This is a genomic window from Pseudomonas sp. RA_35y_Pfl2_P32, assembly GCF_963970735.1.
Classification (GTDB): Bacteria; Pseudomonadota; Gammaproteobacteria; order Pseudomonadales; family Pseudomonadaceae; genus Aquipseudomonas.
This window is the reverse complement of sequence record NZ_CAXAQF010000001.1, coordinates 309,381-335,419: the sequence shown is the minus strand read 5'-3', so window position 1 is coordinate 335,419 and position 26,039 is coordinate 309,381. Positions and strand designations below refer to the sequence as shown.

Below are 26,039 nucleotides of genomic sequence, written 5' to 3'. Positions count from 1 at the left end.
TGTGCTCCGCCGCGCGGGGATCGCTGGCGGCCGGCACCCGTGACCTGACGAGTAACACGATGGCTGATTTACCGATCAATGACCTAAACGTCGCCTCCAACGAGACGCTGATCACCCCTGACCAGCTCAAGCGTGATATCCCCCTGAGTGACGCTGCCCTGCAGACCGTGACCAAGGGCCGCGAAGTGATTCGCAATATCCTGGATGGCACCGACCACCGCCTGTTCGTCGTAATCGGGCCCTGCTCGATCCACGACCTCAAGGCCGCACACGAATACGCCGAGCGCCTCAAGGTCCTCGCCGCTGAAGTGTCCGACACCCTATATCTGGTCATGCGGGTCTATTTCGAGAAACCACGCACCACGGTCGGCTGGAAAGGCCTGATCAACGATCCCTACCTGGACGACTCGTTCAAGATCCAGGATGGCCTGCACATTGGTCGCCAACTGCTGCTGGACCTGGCCGAGATGGGCCTGCCCACCGCGACTGAAGCCCTTGACCCGATCTCCCCGCAGTACCTGCAGGACCTGATCAGTTGGTCGGCGATCGGCGCGCGTACCACCGAATCCCAGACTCACCGGGAAATGGCCTCTGGCCTGTCCTCGGCCGTCGGCTTCAAGAATGGCACCGACGGTGGCCTGACCGTTGCCATCAACGCCCTGCAGTCGGTCTCCAGCCCGCACCGGTTCCTGGGGATCAACCAAGAAGGTGGCGTATCGATCGTCACCACCAAGGGCAATGCCTACGGTCACGTGGTCCTGCGCGGTGGCAACGGCAAGCCGAACTACGACTCGGTCAGTGTGGCGCTGTGCGAGCAGGCGCTGAACAAGGCCAAAATCAAACCGAACATCATGGTCGACTGCAGCCACGCCAACTCCAACAAGGATCCGGCCCTGCAACCCCTGGTGATGGAGAACGTGGCCAACCAGATCCTGGAAGGCAACCAGTCGATCATCGGCCTGATGGTCGAAAGCCATTTGAACTGGGGTTGCCAGGCGATTCCCAAGGACCTGGCCGAGCTGCAATACGGTGTGTCGATCACCGACGCCTGCATCGACTGGTCTGCGACCGAAACCACCTTGCGCAGCATGCATGCCAAGCTCAAGGATGTGCTGCCTAAACGCGAGCGCACCTGACCTGCATTCAGCGCACACAAAAACGCCGGGCTCAGCCCGGCGTTTTTATTGGTAACCCTGCTCAGAGCTTGGCGGCATGCCGCTGATGACGCTCCATGTAGCGCTCCACGTAGGAGCACGAGGGGATAACGGTGTAACCCATCTGTTCCGCGTACTCGAGCGCCTGCTCGGTCAACGCGGCGGCAATACCACGGCCACGCAGCGCGTTGGGTACGAACGTGCGATAGATATCCAGGGTCTGCTTACCCAGGTCCATATAGGTCAGGTAGGCACGATGACCGTCCACATTGGTCTCGAATTGATGACCAGCCTGGTCATGGTGGATGGACAACGCCTCGCTCATCACTACTCCTCGCGGGTCTTTGACTGACCCCTACCTTACCGATGTTTGTCCGGCGAAGGAACCTCTACGCCACCCCGTGCCGGTCGGACACCGAGAAAAACCGTCCTGATCCCCGCCGCCTGGCACGTACCAAATAGTAGGCACCAAAGGCACAAATGCTCAAGGCGCGCTCGTCACGATGTCGGTGGCGGGGGTTCGGCACGGGTTAACGTCGAGGGGGTTCGACCAAAGCTCTTGAGCGGTCGATCACCTGAACATTGCCGGATATTGAGACTTAAGACGTGCGCCGGTAGTTAAAGTCACCGCTAACATGCAAAAGTGACGTGAAACGACGCACAATTCCTCAACATAAGTGTAGACGAATCAATATAGAAGGACTTTAGGCTGATACTGCGTAACAGCCATGAGGGTAGCCCCGGCTTTCAAGCAGCTCGCTCAGGACGGGCTTCGCAGCTGTACACTTTTTATACAGCTCGATTAAAAGTTGCTCGAAAAAGAATCAGCGCCTACAATTTTTTTTGCTTCTTGCTCTACGTCAGTTTACTTACTAAAAGTAATGGGTAGTATGTACGCCGGCTGTTTCCTCACTCTGAGGTGACCGCCAATTAATAGAAAGTCCTTGAAGGGGAACACGATGAACAACGTTCTGAAATTCTCTGCTCTGGCTCTGGCCGCAGTTCTGGCTACCGGTTGCAGCAGCGTATCGAAAGAAACCGAAGCACGTCTGACTGCTACTGAAGACGCAGCAGCTCGCTCCCAAGCTCGTGCAGACGAAGCTTACCGTAAAGCTGATGAAGCTCTGGCTGCTGCTCAAAAAGCACAACAGACTGCTGACGAAGCTAACGAGCGTGCTCTGCGCATGCTGGAAAAAGCTAGCCGCAAGTAATAGTCCTTCGGGATTGTTATCAAGCCGACCCATTTTTGGGTCGGCTTTTTTATTGCCCGCAGTTTCTGCAGGCCATAAAAAACCCGCCGGGGCTGGCGTCCCGGCGGGTCTTGTGAAGCGCTTACTGCAGCTCGAGCGGCGTGCTCGACACCAGCGGCGTGCCAGTGCCCGGCACTGCGATTTCCACCGGCAGGCCATCTTCGGCCGCGACCACGTCACGCACCACATCCCAGTTCATGCGCATGTTGCTGGTGATGTCTTCACGCTTGAGCATGGCGTTGATCACCGCCGTGTGCTTGTCGACCACCGACGGGTTGCCTTTGTCATCGATTGGCGTATGCGCCTCCAGATACACCTTGCCCCCGCTCATACCGAACTTGTAAGGGTCGTTGAGGATGCGCACCGAGGTACCCACCGGCACCATACTGGCCATTTCCAGCACGTTGTTGTTGAACATGCGGAAGCAGCCGTGACTGGTCCGCATGCCAATGCCGAACTTCTTGTTCGAACCATGGATCAGGTAACCCGGCGTGCCCAGGGTGAACTTGAAAGGTCCCAGCGGGTTATCCGGGCCGGCCGGCACGACGTTCGGCAACGGGTCGCCATCGGCGGCGTGCTCAGCCTTGATCGACGCGGGCGGGGTCCAGGTCGGGTTGGGGGTCTTGGCGATGATACTGGTGTGGGCAATCGGCGAACCCCAGCCTTCCCGACCGATCCCCAGGGGGAAGGTGTAGACCACGTTGCGGCCTTTAGGGAAGTAGTACAGGCGATACTCGGCCAGATTGATCACGATGCCTTCACGCGGCCCCGGGGGCAGGATGAAACGTGTTGGCAGGATGATTTCGGTGCCCGCGCCCGGCAACCAGGGATCGACACCCGGGTTGGCCGCGACCATTTCCGAATAACCCAGGTCATAGGTGGTGCCCAGGTCGGCGAAGGTATCTTCGTACTTGGCCTTGATCACTTGCACCTGGCCGACGATATCTTCGCCCGGCGGCGGCAAGGGCAGCTCCAACGCTGCAACGGGACCGGCCACGCACAGGGCGGCAAGAGACAGGCAGCGGGCGACGGCAGGAAAGCGCGACAACATCCGGAAAATCCTTTGCATGATCGACAGAGGGGGTAAAACCGCGATTGTACACCGCCGTCCAGGGATTCGGGGAACCGGGCGACGGTCGCCGCGCCGGGGTTACAACTCGAAACGCAACTCCGGCCAGATCGGCGAAGTGCCGCGTTTTTGCGACTCCAGGATCGCCCGGCACAACGAGCACAGGCGCTGGTCCTGGAATACCCGGCGATCCACGCTGGACCAGCGCGGTTGCGCCGGCAGCAACGTACCGCACAGGGTACGGTCGGCCGAGCCGCCCAACTCCAGTTGACGCGTCACCAGATGCACCCGGACTTCCTGGCAGGCGAACAGATCCAGCTGCTCGTCAGGCTCGATCAGTTGGTAGGCAAACAGGGACCAGGCAGGACGCGGCATCGGGGGCTCCAGATCAGGGGGGCGCCACATTAGCCGAAAGCCTGCCGCTAGAAAAGCATCAAAGCAGGGGTTTTAGCGTTGGCCAGACATTTTCCAGCAACTTGCCCTGTGCCGCGCCGGCCGGGTGAATGCCATCGGCCTGCATCAGCTCGGGCTTGCCGCCCACACCGTCGAGAAAAAACGGCACCAGCGCGACCTTTTTTTCCGTCGCCAGGTTGCTGTAGACCTGGGCAAAGGCCTGGGTATAGCGCACACCATAATTAGGCGGCAACTGCATGCCCAGCAACAGCACCTTGGCCCCGCTGTCCCGGGACTGGTCGATCATCGACGCAAGATTTTGTTGCAATTGCGTGGGCGGCTGTCCGCGCAGGCCGTCATTGCCCCCCAGTTCCAGCACCACCAGCGCCGGCTTATGGGCTGCAAGCAGCGCTGGCAGCCGCGCCTGGCCACCGGCACTGGTGTCGCCACTGATGGACGCGTTGACCACCGTAGTGGTGAAACCTTCGTCCTTGAGCCGCTGCTCCAGCAGCGATACCCACCCCTGCCGGGTATCCAGGCCGAAAGCCGCGCTGATACTATCGCCAACGATCAGGACAGTACCCGCCGCTGCGTTCTGGGCCATGCACATCAAGGCCAGGCCAGCACTCAAAAACCACACACGCATCGGACTCTCCATGGGCGCAAGCATTCTCACTGCGCGGAACCTTAGCAAAGTGGTTCCCAGCGCGGAAGGTGAACTGACCATCCTGCACCAACTCAGCCTGGAACTGAACAAGGGCGACAGCCTGGCCATCGTCGGCAGCTCCGGTTCCGGCAAGTCCACCCTGCTGGGCCTGCTCGCCGGCCTCGACCTGCCCAGCAGCGGCGAAGTCACCCTGGCCGGCCAGGCCTTGAGCCAACTGGATGAAGACCAGCGTGCGCGCATCCGCGCCGAGCATGTGGGGTTCGTGTTCCAGTCGTTCCAGTTACTGGACAGCCTCAACGCCCTGGAAAACGTGATGCTGCCGCTGGAACTCGACGGTCGCAAGGACGCCCGCGAACGCGCCACCGAACTGCTGCGCCGGGTCGGCCTGGGCAAGCGCCTGAGCCATTCGCCACGCCAGCTTTCCGGTGGCGAGCAACAACGCGTGGCGATCGCCCGGGCATTTGCCGCCGAACCCGATGTGCTGTTTGCCGATGAACCCACCGGCAACCTCGATACCCATACCGGCGAGCACATCAGCGACCTGCTGTTTGAACTCAACAAGGAAAGCGGTACCACCCTGGTGCTGGTCACCCACGACGAGCGCCTGGCGCATCGCTGTCACCGCCTGATCCGCCTTGAAGCCGGCCTGTTGGTCGCCCCCCTGGAGCCTTGATGGCACGTTTGCCGCTGTTGCGCCTGTTCAGCCTGGCCATTCGTCAATTGCTGCGCGATGCCCGCGCCGGCGAACTGCGGGTGCTGTTTTTCGCCCTGCTGGTGGCCGTGGCCGCCAGCACCGCCATCGGCTATTTCGGCGCGCGCCTCAATGGCGCAATGCTGTTGCGCGCCACCGAATTCCTCGGAGCCGACCTGCTACTCGAAGGCAGTTCGCCCGCCCGCCCCGAACAGATCCAGAGCGGCAAGGACCTGGGCCTGCAACACGCCCAAGTGGTGGAGTTTTCCAGTGTCATCGCCACCGACCAGGGCATCCAGCTGTCGAGCATCAAGGCCGCCGACGGGGTCTACCCGCTGCGCGGCCAGCTGAAAAGCGCGCCCGCACCGTTTGCCCCGGAAGAAGCCGGCGGCAGCCCGCAACCGGGTGAAGCCTGGGTCGAGGCGCGGCTGCTGACTGCACTGGACCTGAAGATCGGCGACAGCATCGACGTCGGCATGAAGACTCTGCGCCTGAGCCGTGTCCTGACCTACGAGCCGGACCGTGCCGGTAACTTCTACAGCCTCACGCCGCGGGTGATGATCAACCTCACCGACCTGGAGGCCACCGGCGTGGTGCAACCCGGCAGTCGGGTCAGCTACCGCGAACTCTGGCGTGGCGACGCCGCCGCCCTGGCCACCTACCGCGAGCAACTCAAGCCCGGCCTGGCGGCGAACCAGCGCCTGCAGGACGCCCGCGATGGCAATCGACAAATCGGTGGCGCGCTGGGCAAGGCCGAACGCTACCTGAACATGGCGAGCCTGGTGGCAGTGCTGCTGTCTGGGGTCGCGGTGGCGCTGTCGGCGACCCGTTTTGCCACCCGCCGTTTCGACGCCAGTGCATTGTTGCGCTGCCTGGGGTTGTCTCGCCGGGAAACCCTGGTGCTGTTCAGCCTGCAACTGACCGTGCTGGGGTTGCTCGCCAGCATCAGCGGCGCCCTCATCGGCTGGTTCGCCCAATTAGGGTTGTTCGCCCTGCTCGGCGACCTGGTGCCCAGCGACGTGCCGCCTGGCGGCCTGCTACCGGCCATTGCCGGGATCGGCACCGGGCTGGTGGCCCTGGCCGGCTTTGCCCTGCCGCCGCTTGCCGCCCTCGGCCGGGTGCCGCCTTTGCGGGTGCTGCGTCGCGACATGCTGCCCATCCCCACCAGCACCTGGATGGTCTATGGCGCCGCGCTCGGCGCACTCGGCCTGATCATGTGGCGCCTGAGCCTGGACCTGGTGCTGACCTTCGCCCTACTCGGTGGTGGCGTACTGGCTGCGCTGGTGCTCGGCGGCTTGTTGCTGCTGGTGCTCAAAAGCCTGCGCCGCCTGCTGGCCCGCGCTTCCCTGCCCTGGCGCCTGGGCCTGGGGCAATTGCTGCGCCACCCGCTGGCAGCGGCCGGACAGTCCCTGGCTTTTGGCCTGATCCTGCTGTCGATGGCACTGATCGCCCTGCTGCGTGGCGAGTTGCTCGACACCTGGCAGAACCAGTTACCCAAAAATGCACCCAACTATTTCGCCCTGAATATCCTGCCCGCCGACAAACAAGCCTTCACCGATCGCCTGATCGAACTGTCCGCCCAATCCGCGCCGCTGTACCCGGTGGTGCCGGGGCGCCTGATCAGTATCAATGGTGAGCCGGTCCAGGGGATTGTCAGCAAGGACTCCCAGGGTGATCGGGCGGTCCAGCGCGACCTTAGCCTGACCTGGGCAGCACAACTGCCGGCGGGCAATAGCATCACCGCCGGCAATTGGTGGCCAGCCCAGCCGTCCGACGACATCCCCGGGGTTTCAGTCGAGGGCAAGGTGGCCGAGAGCCTGAAGCTCAAGCTCGGCGACCACCTGGTGTTCACCGTGGGCGGGGTCAACCGCGAAGCCCGGGTCACCAGCCTGCGCAGCATCAACTGGGACAACTTCCAGCCAAATTTCTTCATGATCTTCCAGCCCGGCACCCTGCAGGACCTGCCCGCTACCTACCTGACCAGTTTCTACCTGGCAGCCGGTCACGATCAGCAGATCATCGACCTGTCGCGCGCCTTTCCGGCGGTAACCATTCTGCAAGTCGAAGCCCTGTTGGCGCAGCTACGCAGCATCCTGGGCCAGGTCACCCTGGCCGTCGAGTATGTGCTGCTGTTTGTCCTGGCAGCGGGCATGGCCGTGCTGTTTTCCGGATTGCAGGCGACCCTCGATGAACGCATTCGCCAAGGGGCCTTGCTGCGTGCGCTGGGGGCCGAACGGCAACTGCTGGTCAAGGCCCGACGGATCGAGTTCGGTTTGCTGGGTGCGGTCAGCGGCCTGCTCGCGGCCATCGGCTGCGAACTGGTGAGCCTGGTGTTGTACCGCTACGCCTTCGACCTGGCCTGGCATCCCCACCCGTGGCTGTTGTGGCTGCCGGTGATCGGTGCCTTGCTGGTCGGCGGCGCCGGGGTCTTTGGTACGCGCCGGGCATTGAACGCCAACCCGCTGACAGTGCTGCGCGAGGGTTGATAGACTCGATGCTTTCCCAGCAAAAGACATTCCCATGAGCCGCTATCGCCCTCCCCGTCCTGCCGGCACCGCCCTCATCACTCCCGAGGGCGAAGCGCGGATGCGTGCCGAGTTCCACGAACTCTGGCATGTCCGCCGCCCCCAGGTGACCCAGTCCGTCAGCGAAGCCGCCGCCCAGGGCGACCGCTCGGAAAACGCCGAGTACACCTACGGCAAAAAAATGCTGCGCGAGATCGACAGCCGGGTACGGTTTCTCACCAAGCGCCTGGAAGCGCTCAAGGTGGTCAGCGAAAAACCCAGCGACCCGAACAAGGTCTACTTCGGCGCGTGGGTGACCATCGAGGATGAACAGGGCAAAACGTCGCGTTATCGCATCGTCGGCCCAGATGAACTGGACCTCAAGCAAGGCCTGATCAGCATCGACTCACCGCTGGCACGGGCCCTGATCGGTAAAGCGCTGGATGCCGAGGTGCGAGTGCAAACGCCGGATGGCGAGCAGTTCGTGTACATCACGGCCATCGACTACCCCTGAAGGCTAGCGACGGGCAATCAGCCCCTGGCGGGCGACACGGGTCAGTTGACTGATCATTTCACCCGCTTCTTCGGCGCTGGGGGACTGGATAACGGCCAGGTCAAAGCTGTCACTGGCAAAACGCGCCAGCGACTCACCGTCGTCGACAAACTGGATCAGGAACGCTGCCGGGCCACCGTTGCGACGTGGCCAGCCATCCAGATAGCGCAACAGCGTCGGCTGGTGATTACCGCCCAGGAGGATTTTCGGGTTGCGTTGGGTCAGGTGAGCCGTGATCGGCGCGGGGCGTACAGAGGGGTGCAGTGCATTCATCTTGTCGTGTCTCAGCCTCAAAAATCTGCATGGCAGGTGAGAGGCAACACCGAACCAGCGCTTTAGCGGTACTTCAAAGCCTGCTCCAGGCTTCTATCGGCAACTAAATGAGTCACCTGGCGCCCCGCAAGTAGCTGTTTAAATCGGCGCATGGCAGCATCCTAGAGAAGCCGACGGGACAGTGTCAAGAATCTGCAGCAACAAAAAAGGCCCGCGTATGCGGGCCTTAGTCGTGAGCCAGAGCACTCAGCCGGCGATGGCGCGATCCACCGACAGCTTGCCGGCACCTTCGAACAAGACCGCGATGCTACCGCCAAGCAATGCCAGGGCAAACTCATAGCCGTTGTTGGCCATGAACAGCCCGTTGCTGATGTGCACCGAGAAAATCGCCACCAGCGAGAGGAAGGTCAAGCCCAGGGCGGCCGGACGCGCCAGCAAGCCAATGATCAGCGCCAGGCCCCCGAAGAACTCGGTACCGCCGGCCAGGATCGCCATCAACTGCCCCGGTGCCAACCCCAGGCTTTCCATGTACTGCGCAGTCCCGGCGATGCCATAGCCACCAAACATACCGAACAGTTTCTGCGCACCGTGGGCGGCGAAGATGATGCCGACGAAGATCCGCAGGACCGTCAGGCCGTAGCCGGCGCGGGTGAAAAGTACCTTGTTGATCAGTGTGCTCATGCTCTGTCATCCATAGTGAGTGTGTGTGGGTTGGTCGCTATATTAATCGGTAAAACCCATGTTAAAAGCGCAAAAAACCCGCCATATCAATCAGTTTAGTTGATCATTTGCGACTGGCAACTTTTTGCCCCGGGGCCTCCAGTGACTCCCGCTCCCGGTCGTAGGCCAGGTAGTACTTGTTCACACTATTAACATAGCTGACAGGGCCCATCCCCACCTGCTCCATGGCAATGCGCTCGACCTGGAAGAACCACTGGTTGGGATTCAGCCCGCGGCGCCGCGCCTCGGCACGCATTCCCTGGACCCGCTCCGGGCCAATATTGTAGGCGGCGAGGATGAACGCCATGCGCTCGCGCTCATTGAGCTTGGGACTGGCGAAAAACTTGCGGCGGATCAGGGCCAAATACCGGGCACCCGCCTGCACATTGTTGTCCAGGGACTGGATGTTATTGACCCCGACCCGTTGCGCCGCCGAGGGCGTGATCTGCATCAGCCCGGTCGGCCCGCTGCCGCTTCGGGCGCTGGGCTCCAGCGATGATTCCTTGAACGCCAGGGCTGCCAGGTTCAGCCAGTCCAGGCCTTGTTCGTTGGCATGTTTCTGCAGCACTGCGCGCACTTTCTCCAGACGTTGCCGATCGTTGCGGGCCAGCGGGTTGCGTACCTGGTACAGGCGCCGATAGATCCGCAGGAACGCCACATCCTGGTCGGAGGGTGCTTTATAGGTGGTGAGAAAGCGGTCGATGCTGGCCCGCAGCATCGAGGCATCACGGTGCACGAACCAGAACTCTTCGCCCGGCTCGTTGATCAGCACCTGCCGGTCGAAGCGCAATTTGGGCAGGACCTTGCCCCAGCGCTCGGCAATGGGTTGCTCGACAATGGTCAGGTGAAAAATCCCGCCCTGGACCATCTCCAGCACATCCTCCACAGCGAGGCTAGGGTCTACCCACTCGATCTTCACCGGTGGCAACTTGTGCAGCGCGAGTTTCTGGTTGATCTGGTTGATCGCCTCCCCGGCGGCACTGCCGGTGGGCAGTGCCAGGGTTTTGCCCGACAGCTGTTCAAGACGGGTGTAGCGCCGCTCGCCCTTGATTCCTACCAGCAGTAACGGCACATTGCTGACAATCGGCTCACTGGCGCTGACCGCCCGCACTGTCTGGGCGTCGAGCAACTCGCCCGGGGCCACCAGGTCGCCTTCGCCGCGTTGCAGCGCACCGAGTAATTGATCCTTGGCCTTGGGAATGATCTTCAGGGAAATGTCCTGGCCATCGCGGGCATGGCCATTGAGGTATTGCTCGAACGCGCGCAGGCGATGGTATTCCATGCCGATGTTCTGGCCCTGGACTTGCGCGGAGCTGTTGCGACTCTGATTGACCAACACCCGCAGCACACGACTGCTGCGGATTTGCGCCAGGTCGCGGACCTTGCCCGTCGGCACAACCTCCACGGGCCCGGCCAAGCGCGCCATTGCCGGCAAAGGCACGAGTAGCGACAGGCACAGCAGGAATAAAACCGGGAGTCGCGTCATCCGTTCTCCGGAAAGAATACTGTCCCGCTGCACAACAATAGGTGCAGCAGGTCGACAGAAACAGAGCGCCTGGAGCGCTGGCAACGAGCGAAAGAGCGGGCTGCGTGCCTGATAACATCAGTCGAAGTGCTCCTGCGGCATCAAAAGACAGCGTTAACTCTTTGTAGTTCTTGGTTTTTCTTATAAATCTTGAGCTCTGGTATGCTTTCCGGCCGCATCCCCAGGGTAGCACCATGCAACTCATCGATATCGGCGTCAACCTGACCAACCCCAGTTTCGCCGACAAACACCAGGCGGTGCTGGACCGCGCCTATGCGGCAGGGGTCTGCCAACTGGTCTTGACCGGCACCAGCGTCGAGGGCAGTGAACAAGCCCTGCAACTGTGCCAGCAACTGGATGAAAGCACCGAGCGACTGTTCTGCACCGCCGGTATTCATCCGCACTCGGCCAGCGACTGGAATGCCGACAGCGCGCGACGTCTGCACAGCTTGCTGAAAGAACCGAACGTGCGGGCAGTGGGGGAATGCGGGCTGGACTTCAATCGCGACTTCTCACCGCGCCCTCAGCAGGAAAAGGTCCTGGAAGAACACCTGGCCCTGGCGGTCGAGTTGCAGTTGCCGGTGTTCCTCCATGAACGAGACGCCAGCCAGCGCCTGCTGGAGATCCTGCGCGACTTCCGCGACCAGTTACCGGCCGCCGTGGTGCATTGCTTCACCGGGGAAAAAAAGGCGCTGTTCAGTTACCTGGACCTGGACTTGCACATTGGCATTACCGGCTGGATCTGCGACGAGCGTCGTGGCACCCATCTGCACCCGCTGGTGCGCGACATTGCCCGCGGCCGCCTGATGCTCGAGAGCGATGCACCCTACCTGTTGCCGCGCAGCCTGCGACCGAAACCGAAGAACGGACGCAATGAACCGGCCTACTTGCCCGAAGTGCTGCGCGAAGTGGCGCTGCATCGGGGCGAGAGCCTGGAAGACCTGGCAGCCCACAGCACCGCCTGTGCCCGGGCGTTTTTCGGCTTGCCCACCCCTACCCCCTGCTGACTTGACCCACATCAACACCCAACCGCCTCGATAGCGGCACAATGATGGCACCTTGCCAATGTTGTTTCCGCTATCAGAGAAGACCTCCATGGGTGCCTGGCTTAGCAATATCTCGCTGAAATACAAGTTCTGGGCGGTCAATGCCGTCGCCTTCGTGACCACCCTGCTGCTGGTGCTGTACGCCGTGCAACTGGAGCAACAGGCGCGCAACGAGGCGGCCCGGCAGGCGGCCGGTGCTCAAGCGCAAGTGCTCCGTGCCTGGCCCGCTGACCAGCCGCTGCCCGCTAACGACACGCTGCTGAGCTTCAGTCCAGGGCAGACTCCCACGCTCGATGACCGCCCCCTGCCGCAATTGAGCAACGCCAGCGGCTGGGTCTCGATCAATGCCATGCCGTTGTTCGGCGACCACCTGTTGATCGGCGCCGAGGTCCTGTCCCGGACCACTGGCGAACGCACTGCCGTCCTGGCCTATGGCCCGAGCCTGACGCAGGTGTTTGCCGAGCGCTTCGTCAACTACGCGGCGGCCGTATTGATCCTGATGCTGGCAATGCTCGGCGCCTCCCAGTTGTTGATCCGTTTTCTGCTCAGCCAGCTCAACACCCTCAAGGATGTCATGCTGCATGTCGAGAAAACCGGTGACCTGTCGGCCCGCGTGCCGCTGTCCTGCGCCGATGAAGTAGGCCAGATGGCCAGCGCGTTCAATGCCATGCAGGCCGGCTACCAGCGCGTGGTCAACACCGTGGCCCACACCGCTCGCCAACTGGATGTCGGTGCGGCGCGCCTGGCCAACAGCATGAGCGACGTCCGCCAGGGCATGCTTGGCCAGCAAAGTGAAACCGATCAGGCGGCAACCGCGATCAATCAAATGTCCGCCACGGTCTACCACATCGCCCAGCATGCCGGCGCAACGCGGGACCTGTCGCAAACCGCCGACGACCTGGCAGGCAGCGGCCAGGAGGTGGTGAGCCGCGTGCAGCACTCCATTGCCGGGCTGTCCACCGGTGTGCAGCAGACCGCCGGTATGATCCAGCGCCTGGCCGAAGACAGCCAGAAGATCAACAGCGTGGTCGGCGTGATCCACAGCATCGCCGAGCAGACCAACCTGCTGGCCCTCAACGCCGCCATCGAAGCGGCCCGCGCCGGTGAGATGGGCCGAGGTTTTGCCGTGGTCGCCGACGAAGTGCGCAACCTGGCCAAGCGGGTCCAGGCCTCGACCGATGAAATCACGCGCATGGTCTCGGCCCTGCAAGCGGGCACCCGCGACGCGGTGGATTTCATGCAGGAGAGTTCCTTCAAGGCCGACGACTGCGTGCAGCAGGCGCAGGAAGCCGGCAGCGCCCTGGCTAAAATCACCAGCGCCGTGGCGCAGATGCGCGAAAGCAACACGCAGATTGCCGTGGCAGCGCAGCAGCAGAGCCAAGTGGCTGAAGAGATGAATCGAGCGGTGGTGAGCATCCGTGACGTGACCGAGAACACCGTGGCACAGACCCTGGACTCGGCCACCACCAGCGACGAGTTGGCGAAACTGGCTGGCGAGCTGAACCAGGCTATCGGCCAACTCAAACTTTAGAAGCCATCACGGGGCGGCTATCACCTCGATAGCCAACCTTGATTCGCCGCCTGCCAGGACCCGACCTATTCTTCAATCATGTGTTGCACACGGATCGAGGAGTACCTTCATGGGCAAACGTCACCCCAATCTTCCCGCCTGGCAATGGCGGGCGTACCCGAACAATCACCAGCACCCGACCAACCTGGTTCTGCACCTGATCGCCGTGCCGTTGTTCATCCTGGGCTTTTTACTGATTGTCTGCGGGGTGTTCAGCCTGAGCCTGGCCAATGTCGCCATCGGCGTTATCGGTTTGCTGGCCGGACTGGGCTTGCAACGCCACGGTCACCGCCTGGAAGCCCAAGCGGCCGAACCCTTTACTGATCGCAAGGATGCCGTCTCGCGGCTTTTGGTCGAGCAGTTCTTGACCTTCCCGCGTTATGTCTTGAGCGGCGGCTGGTGGCGCGCCTGGCGCGAACGTCACCGCCGCTAGGCTTAGGCGAAGATCGTCACCGTCTGCCGGCTCAGGGCAATCAATTGGCCCTCCGGGCTCCACAGGGCGGCAGCGGCATGGCCGTAGCCGTCACGGGCGTGTTCGATCTGCACATAGTACTTGCACCAGTCCTGGGTGCTCAGTGCCAACAACGGCTGCACGAACTCGATGGTCCAGGTCAGGGTACTGCCGGCCGCGGGCTTGTTCAGGTGCGGCAGCAAAGCTGGGGGCCAGGCGTCCACCAGTGCCAGGATGTGCGCTTCGGACACTGCCTCGGCATTGACTTCATCGCGCAAGCGCACCCAGCCGCCCATGTCGCGCGACTTGTTGCCGGTGAAGGGTAAGCCGCCGATACTCCAGCGCATCGCCAGGTGGCGCATGAATTCTGGCGTCACGCCCTTGATGTAAGGCAACTCCTGGCACTCGTCCCAGTGCTTCATCGGCGGTGCTGGCGCGGCCAGCACCTGGACCTCGGAAGGGCGTGGGGCGCCGAAGCTGCCCTGAACCAGCGTCACCACCTGGCCGTTCTGCACCGCCCGCCCCAGCACCTGGCTGACCGCCTTGCCTTCGCGCAGCACCTCGACTTCGAAACGGATCGGCACACCAGGCTCGGCCGGGCCGACAAAGGTGATCGCCAGCGAGCGTACCGGGCGCTCTGCCGGGACCTTGGCGCGCATGGCTTCATACTGCAAGGCGGCGACCAGCCCACCGAAACTGGCGCGACCCTGCGCCCACTGCGCCGGAATGACCAACTCATCAGGGGAACGGCGCACGGCGTCGAGTAATTCGCTAAAGCGCATGGCAACCTCAAGACAGGGGGAAAGGACTGCAGGATCTTAACCAGCCCAAGCGCTCTATACAGCACCTATTCCGGCCAAAGTGCCCGACAGATAGGCCGCCCTCCACCACTGCGCCCATCCATCAACGGCCGCAGGACGCTCATTCGACTTGGCAATACCGCTGGGGGAGCTACGCAACCCAACGCAGGCGGCGCCAGCGGCTACAAAAATACCGGCGCGGGATTCAGGATTTGAAGCAGGCTGTGCTCAACTTGTCGAGCACTTGATCGGCACGCGCCTCAGCCTTGCTCATGGTCTGTTGCCAGACCGCCACGCACGGCAGCAGATCGGACTCATGCTCGGCCCTGGCCAGCCATTGCCAGCAATCGTGCCAATCACCCAAGGCAGCCTGCGCTGCCTTGAGCCGTGGCATGGCGGTTTTGGGTAAACGGTCCAGTTCCGGGTAGGCTTCGATGGCGTAGCGTACTCGCTTGATCAGCAAGCGCAGGCGATGGCGGTCATGGGCCGGATCGTGCAGGGCCTTGTCCAGGCTATCCCACTGTTTGGCCAGGCGCTTCTCGATGCGGATGCGCAGGCGCTTGAGCAGCCCCTGGCGCTGGGAGGCGCGCAAGAACCGTGGAAAGGCATCGAGCACCATCAACAGTTTGGCCAATTGGGCACTACCGGCCACCGCCGGATAGGCTCGGGCCATCTGCCGCATGCGTTGCTCGGCCGCAGTGGCTTGACCGTGGCTGAGCAGATAGGCCGCCAGCACTTCGCGGTCGCGCAACGGGGTGGTCAAGGTGCCCACGTCCGCCGCCGCCGTTTCCAATTGCTCGACGCCGGGCAAGCCACGCAAGGGGCGCAACAGGCTGCGTAACCGGCGCACCGTGGTGCGCAAGTCATGCAATGCCTCCGGGTCAGTGCTGGCACTCAGGCGTGCCTGGCAAGCCAGCAAGCGCACATGCAGGCCCAACACTTGAACCACCAATCGATCCACCAACGCAGACATCCCGTTCTCCCCAGTCAACCCACTCATCCCCACCACTCTACGCTAGGCGCAATAGCGGCTGTCGGTATTGCGCCAGGTCATGGATGGCTTAGCGACCGGCGCGGGATTCGCGGATATAGAACCGCGCCTTCTCGGCCTTGTTGGCGCAGCCTTCAAAGGCTTCGAACTGTTGCTGGGTCTTGGCCCCGGTCAGCAGCGACAGGGCCTTGGAGTAACTCACGGTGCCAGCAAACCCTTCGGCCTTGGCCAGGTCCAGTTCCTTCCATGCCGAATCCAGTTGGTTGGCGCAGCTGTCGCGGTACGCCGTCTTGCCTGCGCAACCGGCCAGGACCAACGCAATCAATGGCAGACAGATCCATGCTTTCATCAATGACACCTCAAGGTAGAAATACAATCGTGCAGGGTATGACGGTCAACGCGGCTAAAAGTGCCTTGGCCCATCGCTGGAAACTATAGCGTCGGCGAGAATACCCATGCGCCGTCATCCAATGTCGAAAAAACGACTGCTTGTGTCTGTGTGATTGAAGCACGCCCCTGAAAGGGTGCATTGTTAAAACCTGTTTGGCGAAGGATCAAGTACATGAAAAAGCGTGTCGCACTGGTGCTCGGCTCCGGTGGCGCCCGGGGCTATGCCCATATCGGGGTCATCGAGGAAATTGAACGACGAGGCTACGACATCGCCTGCATCGCTGGTTGTTCCATGGGGGCCGTGGTGGGCGGCATCTACGCCGCTGGCAAACTCAACGATTACCGTGACTGGATCGAAAGCCTGGACTACCTCGATGTACTGCGCCTGGTGGACGTGAGCTTTCGCCTGGGGGCCATACGCGGCGAAAAAGTCTTTGGACAGATCCGCAAGATCGTTGGCGAGATCAATATCGAAGAGCTGCGCATCCCCTACACGGCCGTGGCCACCGACCTGACCAACCAACAGGAAATCTGGTTCCAGGAAGGTTGCCTGCACCAGGCCATGCGTGCCTCGGCGGCCATTCCGAGCCTGTTCACCCCGGTGATGCAGGGCAATCGCATGTTGGTGGACGGTGGCTTGCTCAACCCGCTGCCGATCGTCCCCGTGGTCTCCAGCCACTGTGACCTGATCATCGCGGTCAACCTCAACTCCACCAACCAGAAGCATTATCAGTTGCCAGTGATCCAGCGCCCCGCCGCGTTCAAAAGCCGCTTCGACAGCCTGATCAACTCCCTCGGCTCGCACCTGCCGTTCCGCCGCAAGCAGGCCGAACAATTGCTCCTGCTGGAGCAGGAAGCGTTGCGCAGCGAAGCCGCCGAGATCAACCCCTGGCTCGAAGGTGCCGAACCCGAGGCCCAGCAACCCGCAGCCGCTCCGGAAAACGAAGGAGCGCCCAAGTCGGCGACCGGCTCGTTCATCATCGACAACGTCGGCCCCGCCTCTTTGCTCGACCTGATCAACCAGAGTTTCGAGGTCATGCAAACCTCCCTGGCGCAGTACAAGATTGCCGGTTATCCACCGGACATCCTGATCAACGTGCCAAAGCGGGTCTGCCGGTTCTTCGAGTTCTACAAGGCCCCGGAGTTGATCGCCCTGGGACGGGAGATTGCCCGGGACACCCTGGATCGCTACGAGAGTGAGCGCGATTGAGCACCCGCTGACGGGGCACGATTCAAGCGTCGCTCAACAACCGATACCCCACCCCCGCCTCGGTCACGATGAACCGAGGCCGGGTCGGGTCGTCTGCCAGTTTCTGGCGCAGGTGCCCGACCACGATCCGCAGGTAGTGACTGTCCTCGACATGGGTCGGGCCCCAGATATCCTTGAGCAGTTGCTGCTGGGTGATGACCCGTCCGGCGTGGCGCGCCAGTTGCGCCAGCACCGCATACTCCTTGCGGGTCAGCGCCACTTCGACACCGTCGAGCAGGACGCGGCGGTACGCCAGGTCCACCGTCAGCGGGCCAAGGGTCAGCACCGCTTCCGGCGCCTGGCCAGCGGGCGCCTGGCGCAATAGGGCACGGATACGCGCAAGGAACTCCTGGATGCCGAACGGCTTGGTCACGTAATCGTTGGCGCCGCCGTCCAGGGCCTCGACTTTCTGCCCTTCGCTGGCACGCACCGACAACACCAGCACCGGTACTTTCGACCACTCGCGAAATTCGCGCAGGACCTGTTGCCCATCCATGTCCGGCAGACCGAGGTCGAGCACCAGCAAGTCCGGTTTGTTCAGCGCGGCCTGGGCCAGGCCTTCGGTGCCCGTGCCGGCTTCCAGCACTTTGTAGCCCTGGGAGGCCAGGCTGATGCGCAGGAACTTGCGGATCTGCGGCTCATCGTCGATGACCAGGATGGTCGTGGTCTGGCTCATGGTTTCCATTCAACATAAAGAACTGGCGACAGAGTAGCGCAGCCCGCCTCAGGCTTCACTTTCCAACCCCGGTTGGGCCTGCAACGGCAGGTGCAGGGTGATGCTGGTGCCACGGCCGTTGAGACCATCGGCAACGCTGATGCGCCCGCCGTGGGCACCGACCATGCCCTGACAGATCGCCAGGCCCAGCCCTGTGCCCTGCCCGCCCCGATCCCCGCGGGCGGCGGTGTAGAACATGTCGAAAATCTTCGCCCGCTCCTCTTCGGGGATACCCGGGCCTTCGTCGCTCACCGAGAAAAACAGCTCGGTGTCCGTCGTCCCGGCACTCAGTTGCAGATGGCCCTGGGCCGGGGAAAACCGTGCGGCGTTTTCCAACACATTGACCAGCGCCTGCTCGATCAGCGCCGCGTGCACAAACAGCAGCGGCAGCTCACTGGGCACCAGGACACTGACCTGCAACGGCGCCAGCACCGCGCGCAAGCGATTGAGCGCACTGCCGACGATATCGGCCGGCGACACCCAGTCGCGCGCCAGCTTCAGCGCGCCATGGCCAAGCCGGGTCATGTCCAGCAGGTTCTGGATATAGCGGTCCAGCCGTTCGGCTTCATCGCGCGTGCCTTCAAGCAGCTCGCGCCGATCCTCCAGGGGGATCGCCTCGCCCAGCGCCAGCAAGCTGTCGATGCTGCCGCGCATGGACGTCAGCGGCGTGCGCAGATCGTGGGACACCGACGCCAGCAAGGCGCTGCGCAACTGTTCGGTTTCACCGTGCAGGCGCGCGGCCTCCAGGTCTTCGGCCAATTGGGCACGGGCCAGGGCTTGGGCCAGGGGCTGGCTCAGCGCCGTCAGCAAGCGTCGACGCTGCCCGCTGAGCGACTCGCCTTCGCGCGGGCACACACCAAGCAGGCCCAGCGGACCGTCGTCGACCGACAACGGCCACCACCACCAACGCCCGAACGGCAAGGTTCCAGTGCCCGCCCCCGCCGGCTGATCGTGTTGCCAGGCCCACTCGGCAGCCGCGCGCTCGGCTTCGGAGAACTGCAAAGGCCCGCCGGTTTCCACCTTCCAGCCGCCCTGCCCGTCACGGTTGACCAGGCACAATTGCAGATCATTCCAACCCACCAGATGCTGTGCCGCCGCACTGACCACCGCCTGGCGGTCGGTGGCGGCGGTGAGTTTGCGCGACAGGTCGAGCAGCTCGCCGGTCTCTTCCTGGGTGTCACGCAGGGCCTGCAGTTGCCGACGCTGACGCGCGGCGAGGTTGCCGGTGAGTGCCGCCATCAGCAGGAAAAACAGCAAGGTCAGCACGTCTTCTTCGCGCTGGATGGCAAAGGAGAAGTTGGGCGGGATGAACAGAAAATCGTAGGTCAGGAACGACAGCGCGGCGCACACCAGCGCCGGCCCCAGACTACTGCGCACCGCCACCAGCAGGACTGCCGCGAGAAATACCAGGGAGATGTTCGGCAGTGGCAGCAGGCTCGAGACTACCCACGCCAGGGCGCAGGCCAGCAGCGTAGCCAGCGGTGCGAGGGCGTAGTCGAACCAGACCAGGGCCTGGGGCGAACGCTGGCGCGGCGCGTGCTGTTGCTCATCGCTGTACAGCACGTTGATTTCCAGGCCTCGGGCATTGCGCAGCAGGCGCGAGGCCAGTCCACCACCAAACAACCGCCGACGCCAACGCGCACGGGACTGGCCGACCAGCACCAGGCTCGCTCGCCGCTCGGCGGCGTGCTGGATCAGGGTTTTGGCCACCTCGCCGGCACGCAGCAAGACCACTTCGCCGCCCAGTCGCTCGGCCAGTTGCTGGGCGCTTTGCAGGCGCAAGCGCGACTGTTCGTCGCCCACGCTGCCGTTATCCACATGCACCAGGCTCCACGGCAGATGCCGACGCTGGGCCACTCGGCTGGCGTGACGCACCAGGCGTTCGGCCTGGGCATCGCCGTCGACCCCCACCAGCAAGCGCCCCCGCACTGCTGGCGCGGCCTGGCCCAACTGGCGGTAGCCACGGCTGAGGTCGTCGTCGACCTGGGCCGCTGCGGTTTGCATTGCCAGCTCGCGCAACGCAGTGAGGTTGGTCTGGGTGAAGAATGCGTCGATCGCCGCCCGTGCCTGCTCGGGCACATAGACCTTGCCGTCACGCAGGCGCTCAAGCAGTTCACGGGGCGGCAAGTCGATCAGCAACAGCTCGTAGGCTTCCTGCAGCACCCAATCGGGCAGGGTCTCGCGCACCTGCACGCCGGTGATACCACGCACCTGATCATTGAGGCTCTCCAGGTGCTGAACGTTGACCGTGGTGTAGACATCGATACCGGCTGCCAGCAGCTCCTGGATGTCCTGCCAGCGTTTGGCGTGTCGACTGCCGGGGGCATTGCTGTGGGCCAGTTCGTCCACCAGCACCAGTTTTGGGCGGGCCTTGAGCAGACCGTCGAGGTCCATTTCCTCGAGCATCACCCCACGGTATTCCGAGCGCAGCAACGGTTGTTGCGGCAAACCGCCGAGCAAGGCCTCGGTCTCCGCGCGACCGTGGGTTTCCACCACCCCGGCCATGACCTTCACCCCCTGGCGCAGTTGGCCATGAGCGGCCTGCAGCATGGCGTAGGTCTTGCCGACGCCGGGTGCCGCGCCGAGAAAGACCTTGAGCCGGCCACGCCCGTCGTGGGGGAGATCGGCTAGCAGTGCGTCGGCGCGGCCGGAGTCGCTCATGGGGGGCTCTTCATTCAGGTGGTTGGGTAGTGTCGATCAGCTCTTCTTCGCGGGCCCGCCAGCGCCTACAACGGCAGTTGTTCCAGTGCCCGGTTCAATTGCAGCACATTAACCACCGGCGGACCTACCAGCGGCTGTTCGATATGCGCGTTGAGCAATTGGCGCAACGTCGCCACCGGCACATTACGCGCAGCGGCAACCCGCGCCAGTTGATAGGCAATTGCGGCCGGAGGCAAGTGCGGATCGAGGCCGCTGCCGGAAGTCGTCAACAGCGCCAATGGCACCGGGCCCTGGCCTGGGACCAAGAGTTTGTTGGCCTCATCGATAACCCGCGTGGCCAGCGCCGGATTGCTCGGTGCCAGGTTGCTGGCGCTGCTGGAAACGGTGGCAAAGGCCCCCGCCGAAGGCCGTGGATGGAACCAGGCATCACCGACGAAATCCTGGGCGATCAACGACGAGCCGCGCACCTTGCCATCAGCATCGCGCACCAGGCTGCCATTGGCCTGGTCCGGGAAGGCGACCTGGGCCACGCCGGTCACGAGCAGTGGATAAGCGACGCCGGTAATCAGGGTCATCAGAACTAGCAGGCTCAAGGCCGGGCGAATCATTGTGGACATGTCACACCCCTCAATTCAGTTAAAACGCCACGCACCAGGCGTGGCGCAGGACCGTTACACCAGATGCAAGGCGGTCAGCAGCAGGTCGATCAACTTGATGCCCACGAATGGCACCACCAGCCCGCCCACGCCGTAGATCAGCAGGTTGCGGCGCAACAGATGGGCGGCACTGGCTGCGTGCACCCGCACCCCACGCAAGGCCAGCGGAATCAGCGCGACGATGATCAGGGCGTTGAACACAATGGCCGAGAGGATCGCGCTCTGCGGGCTGCTCAGGTGCATGATGTTGAGCACCCCAAGCTGTGGATAAATCGCCGCGAACAGCGCCGGCAGGATGGCGAAGTACTTGGCCACGTCGTTGGCGATGGAAAAGGTGGTCAGCGCCCCGCGCGTCACCAGCAACTCCTTGCCGATCTGCACCACGTCCAGCAGCTTGGTCGGGTCGCTGTCGAGGTCGACCATGTTCGCCGCTTCACGTGCGGCCTGGGTGCCGTCGTTCATGGCCATGCCAACGTCAGCCTGGGCCAGGGCCGGCGCGTCGTTGGCGCCATCGCCACACATGGCCACCAGGCGACCGTCGTTCTGTTCATGACGGATACGCGCCAGCTTTTTCTCCGGCGTGGCTTCAGCCAGCACATCATCGACGCCTGCCTCCGCCGCAATCGCCGCCGCGGTCAGTGGGTTGTCGCCGGTCACCATGACGGTGCGGATCCCCAGCTTGCGCAGTTCGGCAAAACGCTCGCGAATCCCCGGCTTGACCACGTCCTTGAGATGGATCGCACCCAGCAGCCGACCGTCGGCGCAGACCAGCAACGGCGTGCCGCCGCTCTGGGCGATCTTGTCAATTTCCCGCGACATCGGTGGCAGCAGGTCGGCACGGTCCTGACCGACAAAGGCCAGCAGTGAATCCACCGCGCCCTTGCGGTAGACGCGTCCTTGATAGTCGACCCCGGACAACCGGGTTTCGGCGCTGAACGGCACAGCGGTCAGGGCCTCGGCGGCCGGTTCAGGCTGTGGATAAAGCCCGCGCAGATACTCGACGATCGATTTACCTTCGGCCGTGTCGTCCGCCAGCGAAGCGAGCAACGCCCCTTCGGCCAGCTCCTTGGCGCTGACCCCAGGCGCGGCATAGATGGCCGCGCAACGCCGGTTGCCGAAGGTGATGGTGCCGGTCTTGTCCAGCAACAGCACATGCACGTCACCCGCCGCTTCCACGGCACGGCCAGACTTGGCGATCACGTTGAGCCGCACCAGGCGGTCCATGCCGGCAATCCCGATGGCCGACAACAAGCCACCGATGGTGGTGGGAATCAGCGTCACCAGCAGCGCCACCAGGAACACCAGCGGCAGGTTGCCATTGGCGAAGTGGGCGAAGGGCTGCAAGGTCACGACCACCACCAGGAAAATCATGCTCAGGCCGATCAGCAGGATATCCAGCGCCACTTCGTTCGGGGTTTTCTGGCGCTTGGCGCCTTCGACCAGGGCAATCATCCGGTCCAGGGTCGACTCACCCGGGTTGGCGGTGATGCGCACCAGCAGCCAGTCGGACACCAGCCGAGTGTTGCCGGTGACCGCCGAACGATCCCCCCCGGACTCACGGATCACTGGGGCGGACTCACCGGTAATCGCCGCCTCGTTGACCGCCGCGATGCCTTCAGTCACCTCACCGTCCCCCGGGATCATTTCCCCGGCCTCGACGCGCACCACATCACCTTTGCGCAGGCTGGCGGCGGGCACTACCTGAAAGCTGCCATCGGCCTTTTTGCGGCGGGCACTCAGGCCCTCACTGCCGGCCTTGAGGCTGTCGGCGCGGGCCTTGCCACGACCTTCGGCCAGGGCCTCGGCAAAGTTGGCAAACAGCACGGTGAACCACAGCCACAGGGCAATTTGCGCGGCGACAAAGGTGGGCACCGCGGTGTCCGGGATAAAGCACAGCACCGTGGTGAGGATCGCCGTGAGTTCGACCACCAGCATCACTGGCGAACGCTTGAGCTGGCGCGGGTCGAGCTTGACGAAGGCTTGCACCAGCGCCGGCCGCCACAGGGCCGAAATCGCGGTTTTCGGTTGTTCCGGGGCCTTGGTGGCCACGGGTTTGGTTGCGGGCATATTCATCATCCAGCTCCTATAAAGTGGCTCAGAAGCCCAGGCTCAAGTGTTCAGCAATAGGGCCCAGCGCCAGGCTCGGCAGGAACGTCAGGCCACCCACCAGCAAAATGGTCACGGTCAACAGGGTGACGAACAGCGGACCATGGGTCGGGAAGCTGTTCTGGCCAATCGGCGCGGCCTTTTTCTGCGCCAGGCTGCCGGCCAGTGCCAGCACTGGCAGGATGTAGCCGAAGCGCCCGATCAACATGCCAAGGCCCAGCATCAGGTTGTGGAATGGCGTGTTGGCACCCAGGCCGGCGAAGGCCGAACCGTTGTTGGCACTGGCGGAGGTGTAGGCGTAGAGCAACTGACTGAAGCCGTGGGGTCCCGGGTTGCTGATGGTGGCCATGGGGCCGGGCAAGCTGGCCGCCAGGGCGCCCAGCACCAGCACGCCTACCGGCATCACCAGCAAGGTCACCACCAGCAACTGCACTTCCCTGGCCTGCAACTTCTTGCCCAGGTATTCGGGGGTTCGGCCAATCATCAGGCCAGCGAGGAACACCGCGATCAGCACGTTGAGCAACATGCCGTAGAGACCGGCGCCAACGCCGCCGAAGATCACTTCGCCGACCATCATGTTGATCATCGCAACCATGCCGCTCAGCGGGTTGAGGCTGTCATGCATGCCGTTCACCGAGCCGTTGGAGGCGGCCGTAGTGGTCACCGACCAGAGCACGGTGGCGGTGGTGCCGAATCGCGCTTCCTTGCCTTCTTGCGGCGCACTCTGCTCCACCGCCGCATTGTCCAGGCCAGGGTTGGGCTGGTACTCGGCCCACAGCGATACGCTGCCGCCAATCAGGAACAGCGCGAGCATGCAGGCGATGATCGCCCGGCTCTGGCGCAGGTCCTTGACGTAATGGCCGAAGGTGAACACCAGCGCCGCCGGGATCAGAATGATTGAACTGACTTCGAACAGGTTGCTCCAGGCGCTCGGGTTCTCGAAGGGATGCGCCGAGTTGACGCCGAAGAAGCCACCGCCATTGGTCCCCAGCTGCTTGATCGCAATCTGGCTGGCGGCCGGTCCCAGGGGGATGACCTGGTCGACGCCTTGCAGGGTCAGCGCATTGACGTACTGGGCGAAGGTTTGCGGCACGCCCTGCCAGACCAGGAACAACGCCAGCAGCAGGCACAACGGCAGCAGGCCGTAGAGGGTGGCGCGGGTCATGTCGACCCAGAAGTTGCCCAGGGTCTGGGCCGACTTGCGTCCGATACCCCGGCACAACGCAACCAGCACGGCCAGGCCGGTGGCGGCGCTGACGAAGTTCTGCACGGTGAGGCCGACCATCTGGCTCAGGTAGCTGAGGGTCGCCTCACCACTGTAGGACTGCCAGTTGGTGTTGGTCATGAAGCTGACGGTGGTATTGAACGCCTGGGTCCATTCCAGCCCCGGCAGATTCTGCGGATTGAGCGGCAGGTAGTTCTGCAGCAGCAGGATCGTGAACAACAGCAAAAAGCCCGCCAGGTTGAATGCCAGCAAGGCCAGGGCGTACTTCTGCCAGCTCTGTTCGCTGTGGGGGTCAACCCCGGCTACGCGATAACAGCCACGCTCCACGGGTCCCAGGATCGGTGACAACCAGGTCCGCTGGCCCTCCATGACTTTGTAGTAGAAGCGTCCCAGGAACGGTGCCGGAATCAGCACCAGGGCGAAAAAGGCCAGGATCAGCCAATAGTCATAACTGTGCATAGCCGCTCCTAGCTCCGGTCGGCGCGCAACAACGCGACCAATAGATAAATGAACAGTCCCACCGCCAGCAGCAGGGACACCCCGTCCAGAATGTTCATTGAGTTTCTCCGAGTTACGGCCTGTTGCCGCGTGTGGAGTCATTGTTGGCAAAGAGGGCGTAAAGGAGCGAGATCAAGGAGGTTGGCGGGGCATAAAAAAAGCGTAAAGAATGGGCTCTGGCGAGTGCCTGCGCGGGATTTGCGGGGCGTAGCGAGGCTCAATCAGCCGCGAGACTTGCCCCCCCATCCCTTGGCAAGTGTCAGCATTTACGCTCGCACACCACCGCTACTTCAGGCGAGAATGCCGACCATCGTCGTCTATTGCGGGAGAACATGATGAATGTAGTCAACACCGATCTGCCGGGTGTTCTGATTATCGAACCGAAGGTGTTCGGTGACGAACGTGGGTTCTTTTACGAGAGCTTCAACGCGAAGGCGTTTGAACAGGCGACAGGCCTGGACACCCAGTTCGTTCAGGACAACCACTCGCGCTCACAAAAGGGCGTGTTGCGCGGCCTGCATTACCAGCTGGAAAACACCCAGGGCAAGCTGGTGCGTGTAACGGCGGGCGAGGTATTGGACGTGGCCGTGGATATTCGCCGCAGCTCCCCACACTTCGGGAAATGGGTCGCGGTGCACTTGTCCGCCGACAACCATCGCCAGCTGTGGGTGCCGGAAGGTTTCGCCCACGGTTTTGTGGTGCTGAGTGATTTCGCCGAATTTCTCTACAAGACCACCGACTACTACACCCCTTCCGCCGAGCGCAGTATTCGTTGGGACGACCCGGACCTGGCGATCGACTGGCAACTGGATGAGGTCCCGCAACTCTCCGCCAAGGACCAGGCAGCCGCTTTGTTCAAGGACGCCCAGGTATTCGATTGAA

General features: G+C 62.9%; 26 protein-coding genes. 10 read left to right on the top strand and 16 right to left on the bottom strand.

The features are described 5' to 3' along the window. Nucleotides 1-59: 59 nt before the first annotated feature. Nucleotides 60-1,136, top strand: a complete 1,077-nt coding sequence (locus AACY45_RS01605) for a 3-deoxy-7-phosphoheptulonate synthase (RefSeq protein WP_339543831.1) — start codon at nucleotides 60-62, stop codon at nucleotides 1,134-1,136. 61 nt (nucleotides 1,137-1,197) lie between these two features. Here AACY45_RS01605 and AACY45_RS01600 read toward each other — a convergent pair whose 3' ends face one another. Further along, on the bottom strand, nucleotides 1,198-1,479 hold the full coding sequence (locus AACY45_RS01600) for a GNAT family N-acetyltransferase (RefSeq protein WP_093422070.1): 282 nt from the start codon (nucleotides 1,477-1,479) through the stop codon (nucleotides 1,198-1,200). Nucleotides 1,480-2,113: 634 nt separating this feature from the next. On the opposite strand from AACY45_RS01600, the gene oprI reads away from it, so the two are divergent. Next, entirely contained in the window at nucleotides 2,114-2,365 is a 252-nt protein-coding gene (gene oprI, locus AACY45_RS01595; protein ID WP_003172710.1) for an outer membrane lipoprotei OprI, read from the top strand. A gap of 121 nt (nucleotides 2,366-2,486) precedes the next feature. Here the strand turns inward: oprI and AACY45_RS01590 are convergent, their stop codons facing one another. From AACY45_RS01590 to AACY45_RS01580, 3 genes are all read right to left on the bottom strand, one after another. Continuing rightward, nucleotides 2,487-3,455, bottom strand: a complete 969-nt coding sequence (locus AACY45_RS01590) for a L,D-transpeptidase family protein (RefSeq protein WP_166590141.1) — start codon at nucleotides 3,453-3,455, stop codon at nucleotides 2,487-2,489. A gap of 99 nt (nucleotides 3,456-3,554) precedes the next feature. After that, a complete protein-coding gene (locus AACY45_RS01585) occupies nucleotides 3,555-3,848 on the bottom strand; it encodes a hypothetical protein (protein ID WP_027620143.1) in 294 nt (97 codons plus the stop codon). A 58-nt stretch (nucleotides 3,849-3,906) separates the two neighbouring features. Next, nucleotides 3,907-4,512, bottom strand: coding sequence for an arylesterase (locus tag AACY45_RS01580; RefSeq protein ID WP_339543830.1), 606 nt, complete (start codon nucleotides 4,510-4,512; stop codon nucleotides 3,907-3,909). A gap of 10 nt (nucleotides 4,513-4,522) precedes the next feature. On the opposite strand from AACY45_RS01580, the gene AACY45_RS01575 reads away from it, so the two are divergent. From AACY45_RS01575 to greB, 3 genes are read left to right on the top strand one after another with little or no spacing between them, the layout of a single operon-like run. Next, nucleotides 4,523-5,206, top strand: a complete 684-nt coding sequence (locus AACY45_RS01575) for an ABC transporter ATP-binding protein (RefSeq protein ID WP_339543829.1) — start codon at nucleotides 4,523-4,525, stop codon at nucleotides 5,204-5,206. Further along, nucleotides 5,206-7,710 (top strand): ABC transporter permease, encoded by a 2,505-nt coding sequence (locus tag AACY45_RS01570; protein ID WP_339543828.1) that lies wholly within the window; start codon nucleotides 5,206-5,208, stop codon nucleotides 7,708-7,710. The genes AACY45_RS01575 and AACY45_RS01570 overlap by 1 nt, the downstream gene beginning before the upstream one ends. A gap of 34 nt (nucleotides 7,711-7,744) precedes the next feature. Next, nucleotides 7,745-8,242, top strand: a complete 498-nt coding sequence (gene greB, locus AACY45_RS01565; RefSeq protein WP_095168093.1) for a transcription elongation factor GreB — start codon at nucleotides 7,745-7,747, stop codon at nucleotides 8,240-8,242. 3 nt (nucleotides 8,243-8,245) lie between these two features. On the opposite strand, the gene AACY45_RS01560 is transcribed toward greB, so the two are convergent. From AACY45_RS01560 to AACY45_RS01550, 3 genes are all read right to left on the bottom strand, one after another. Next, nucleotides 8,246-8,554 (bottom strand): class I SAM-dependent methyltransferase, encoded by a 309-nt coding sequence (locus AACY45_RS01560; RefSeq protein WP_339543827.1) that lies wholly within the window; start codon nucleotides 8,552-8,554, stop codon nucleotides 8,246-8,248. A gap of 246 nt (nucleotides 8,555-8,800) precedes the next feature. Continuing rightward, nucleotides 8,801-9,235 (bottom strand): DoxX family protein, encoded by a 435-nt coding sequence (locus AACY45_RS01555; RefSeq protein ID WP_339543826.1) that lies wholly within the window; start codon nucleotides 9,233-9,235, stop codon nucleotides 8,801-8,803. Between the two features lie 103 nt (nucleotides 9,236-9,338). Continuing rightward, on the bottom strand, nucleotides 9,339-10,760 hold the full coding sequence (locus tag AACY45_RS01550; RefSeq protein ID WP_339543825.1) for a transglycosylase SLT domain-containing protein: 1,422 nt from the start codon (nucleotides 10,758-10,760) through the stop codon (nucleotides 9,339-9,341). Between the two features lie 233 nt (nucleotides 10,761-10,993). On the opposite strand from AACY45_RS01550, the gene AACY45_RS01545 reads away from it, so the two are divergent. The 3 genes from AACY45_RS01545 to AACY45_RS01535 all read left to right on the top strand — a co-directional run bounded on the left by AACY45_RS01545 (nucleotide 10,994) and on the right by AACY45_RS01535 (nucleotide 13,848). Beyond that, nucleotides 10,994-11,806: a TatD family hydrolase gene (locus tag AACY45_RS01545; protein ID WP_339543824.1), complete on the top strand. Its 813-nt coding sequence runs from the start codon at nucleotides 10,994-10,996 to the stop codon at nucleotides 11,804-11,806. An 88-nt stretch (nucleotides 11,807-11,894) separates the two neighbouring features. Further along, on the top strand, nucleotides 11,895-13,376 hold the full coding sequence (locus AACY45_RS01540; protein ID WP_339543823.1) for a methyl-accepting chemotaxis protein: 1,482 nt from the start codon (nucleotides 11,895-11,897) through the stop codon (nucleotides 13,374-13,376). Between the two features lie 109 nt (nucleotides 13,377-13,485). Continuing rightward, nucleotides 13,486-13,848, top strand: coding sequence for a terminase (locus AACY45_RS01535; RefSeq protein WP_339543822.1), 363 nt, complete (start codon nucleotides 13,486-13,488; stop codon nucleotides 13,846-13,848). Between the two features lie 2 nt (nucleotides 13,849-13,850). Here the strand turns inward: AACY45_RS01535 and AACY45_RS01530 are convergent, their stop codons facing one another. The 3 genes from AACY45_RS01530 to AACY45_RS01520 all read right to left on the bottom strand — a co-directional run bounded on the left by AACY45_RS01530 (nucleotide 13,851) and on the right by AACY45_RS01520 (nucleotide 16,006). Then, nucleotides 13,851-14,648, bottom strand: coding sequence for an acyl-CoA thioesterase (locus AACY45_RS01530; RefSeq protein ID WP_339543821.1), 798 nt, complete (start codon nucleotides 14,646-14,648; stop codon nucleotides 13,851-13,853). Between the two features lie 223 nt (nucleotides 14,649-14,871). After that, on the bottom strand, nucleotides 14,872-15,639 hold the full coding sequence (locus AACY45_RS01525; protein ID WP_339543820.1) for a CHAD domain-containing protein: 768 nt from the start codon (nucleotides 15,637-15,639) through the stop codon (nucleotides 14,872-14,874). 88 nt (nucleotides 15,640-15,727) lie between these two features. Further along, entirely contained in the window at nucleotides 15,728-16,006 is a 279-nt protein-coding gene (locus tag AACY45_RS01520) for a hypothetical protein (RefSeq protein WP_339543819.1), read from the bottom strand. A gap of 213 nt (nucleotides 16,007-16,219) precedes the next feature. Between AACY45_RS01520 and AACY45_RS01515 the strand changes: the two genes are divergently transcribed. Next, nucleotides 16,220-17,257: a patatin-like phospholipase family protein gene (locus tag AACY45_RS01515; RefSeq protein WP_339543818.1), complete on the top strand. Its 1,038-nt coding sequence runs from the start codon at nucleotides 16,220-16,222 to the stop codon at nucleotides 17,255-17,257. Nucleotides 17,258-17,279: 22 nt separating this feature from the next. Here the strand turns inward: AACY45_RS01515 and AACY45_RS01510 are convergent, their stop codons facing one another. The 6 genes from AACY45_RS01510 to kdpF form a co-directional block, all read right to left on the bottom strand. After that, the gene (locus tag AACY45_RS01510; protein WP_339543817.1) at nucleotides 17,280-17,972 is read right to left on the bottom strand and encodes a response regulator; all 693 of its coding nucleotides are present in this window, start codon (nucleotides 17,970-17,972) and stop codon (nucleotides 17,280-17,282) included. 48 nt (nucleotides 17,973-18,020) lie between these two features. Beyond that, nucleotides 18,021-20,672, bottom strand: coding sequence for a sensor histidine kinase KdpD (locus AACY45_RS01505; RefSeq protein WP_339543816.1), 2,652 nt, complete (start codon nucleotides 20,670-20,672; stop codon nucleotides 18,021-18,023). Between the two features lie 65 nt (nucleotides 20,673-20,737). Further along, entirely contained in the window at nucleotides 20,738-21,289 is a 552-nt protein-coding gene (gene kdpC / locus AACY45_RS01500) for a potassium-transporting ATPase subunit KdpC (RefSeq protein WP_339543815.1), read from the bottom strand. Between the two features lie 54 nt (nucleotides 21,290-21,343). Further along, entirely contained in the window at nucleotides 21,344-23,401 is a 2,058-nt protein-coding gene (gene kdpB, locus AACY45_RS01495) for a potassium-transporting ATPase subunit KdpB (RefSeq protein WP_339543814.1), read from the bottom strand. 22 nt (nucleotides 23,402-23,423) lie between these two features. Then, nucleotides 23,424-25,118, bottom strand: coding sequence for a potassium-transporting ATPase subunit KdpA (gene kdpA, locus AACY45_RS01490; protein WP_339543813.1), 1,695 nt, complete (start codon nucleotides 25,116-25,118; stop codon nucleotides 23,424-23,426). A gap of 8 nt (nucleotides 25,119-25,126) precedes the next feature. After that, nucleotides 25,127-25,216, bottom strand: coding sequence for a K(+)-transporting ATPase subunit F (gene kdpF / locus AACY45_RS01485; protein WP_095168066.1), 90 nt, complete (start codon nucleotides 25,214-25,216; stop codon nucleotides 25,127-25,129). Between the two features lie 276 nt (nucleotides 25,217-25,492). Between kdpF and rfbC the strand changes: the two genes are divergently transcribed. Next, nucleotides 25,493-26,038 carry a dTDP-4-dehydrorhamnose 3,5-epimerase gene (gene rfbC / locus AACY45_RS01480; RefSeq protein ID WP_339543812.1) on the top strand — a complete coding sequence of 182 codons (546 nt, stop codon included), beginning with the start codon at nucleotides 25,493-25,495 and terminating at the stop codon, nucleotides 26,036-26,038. Nucleotide 26,039 lies beyond the last annotated feature (1 nt).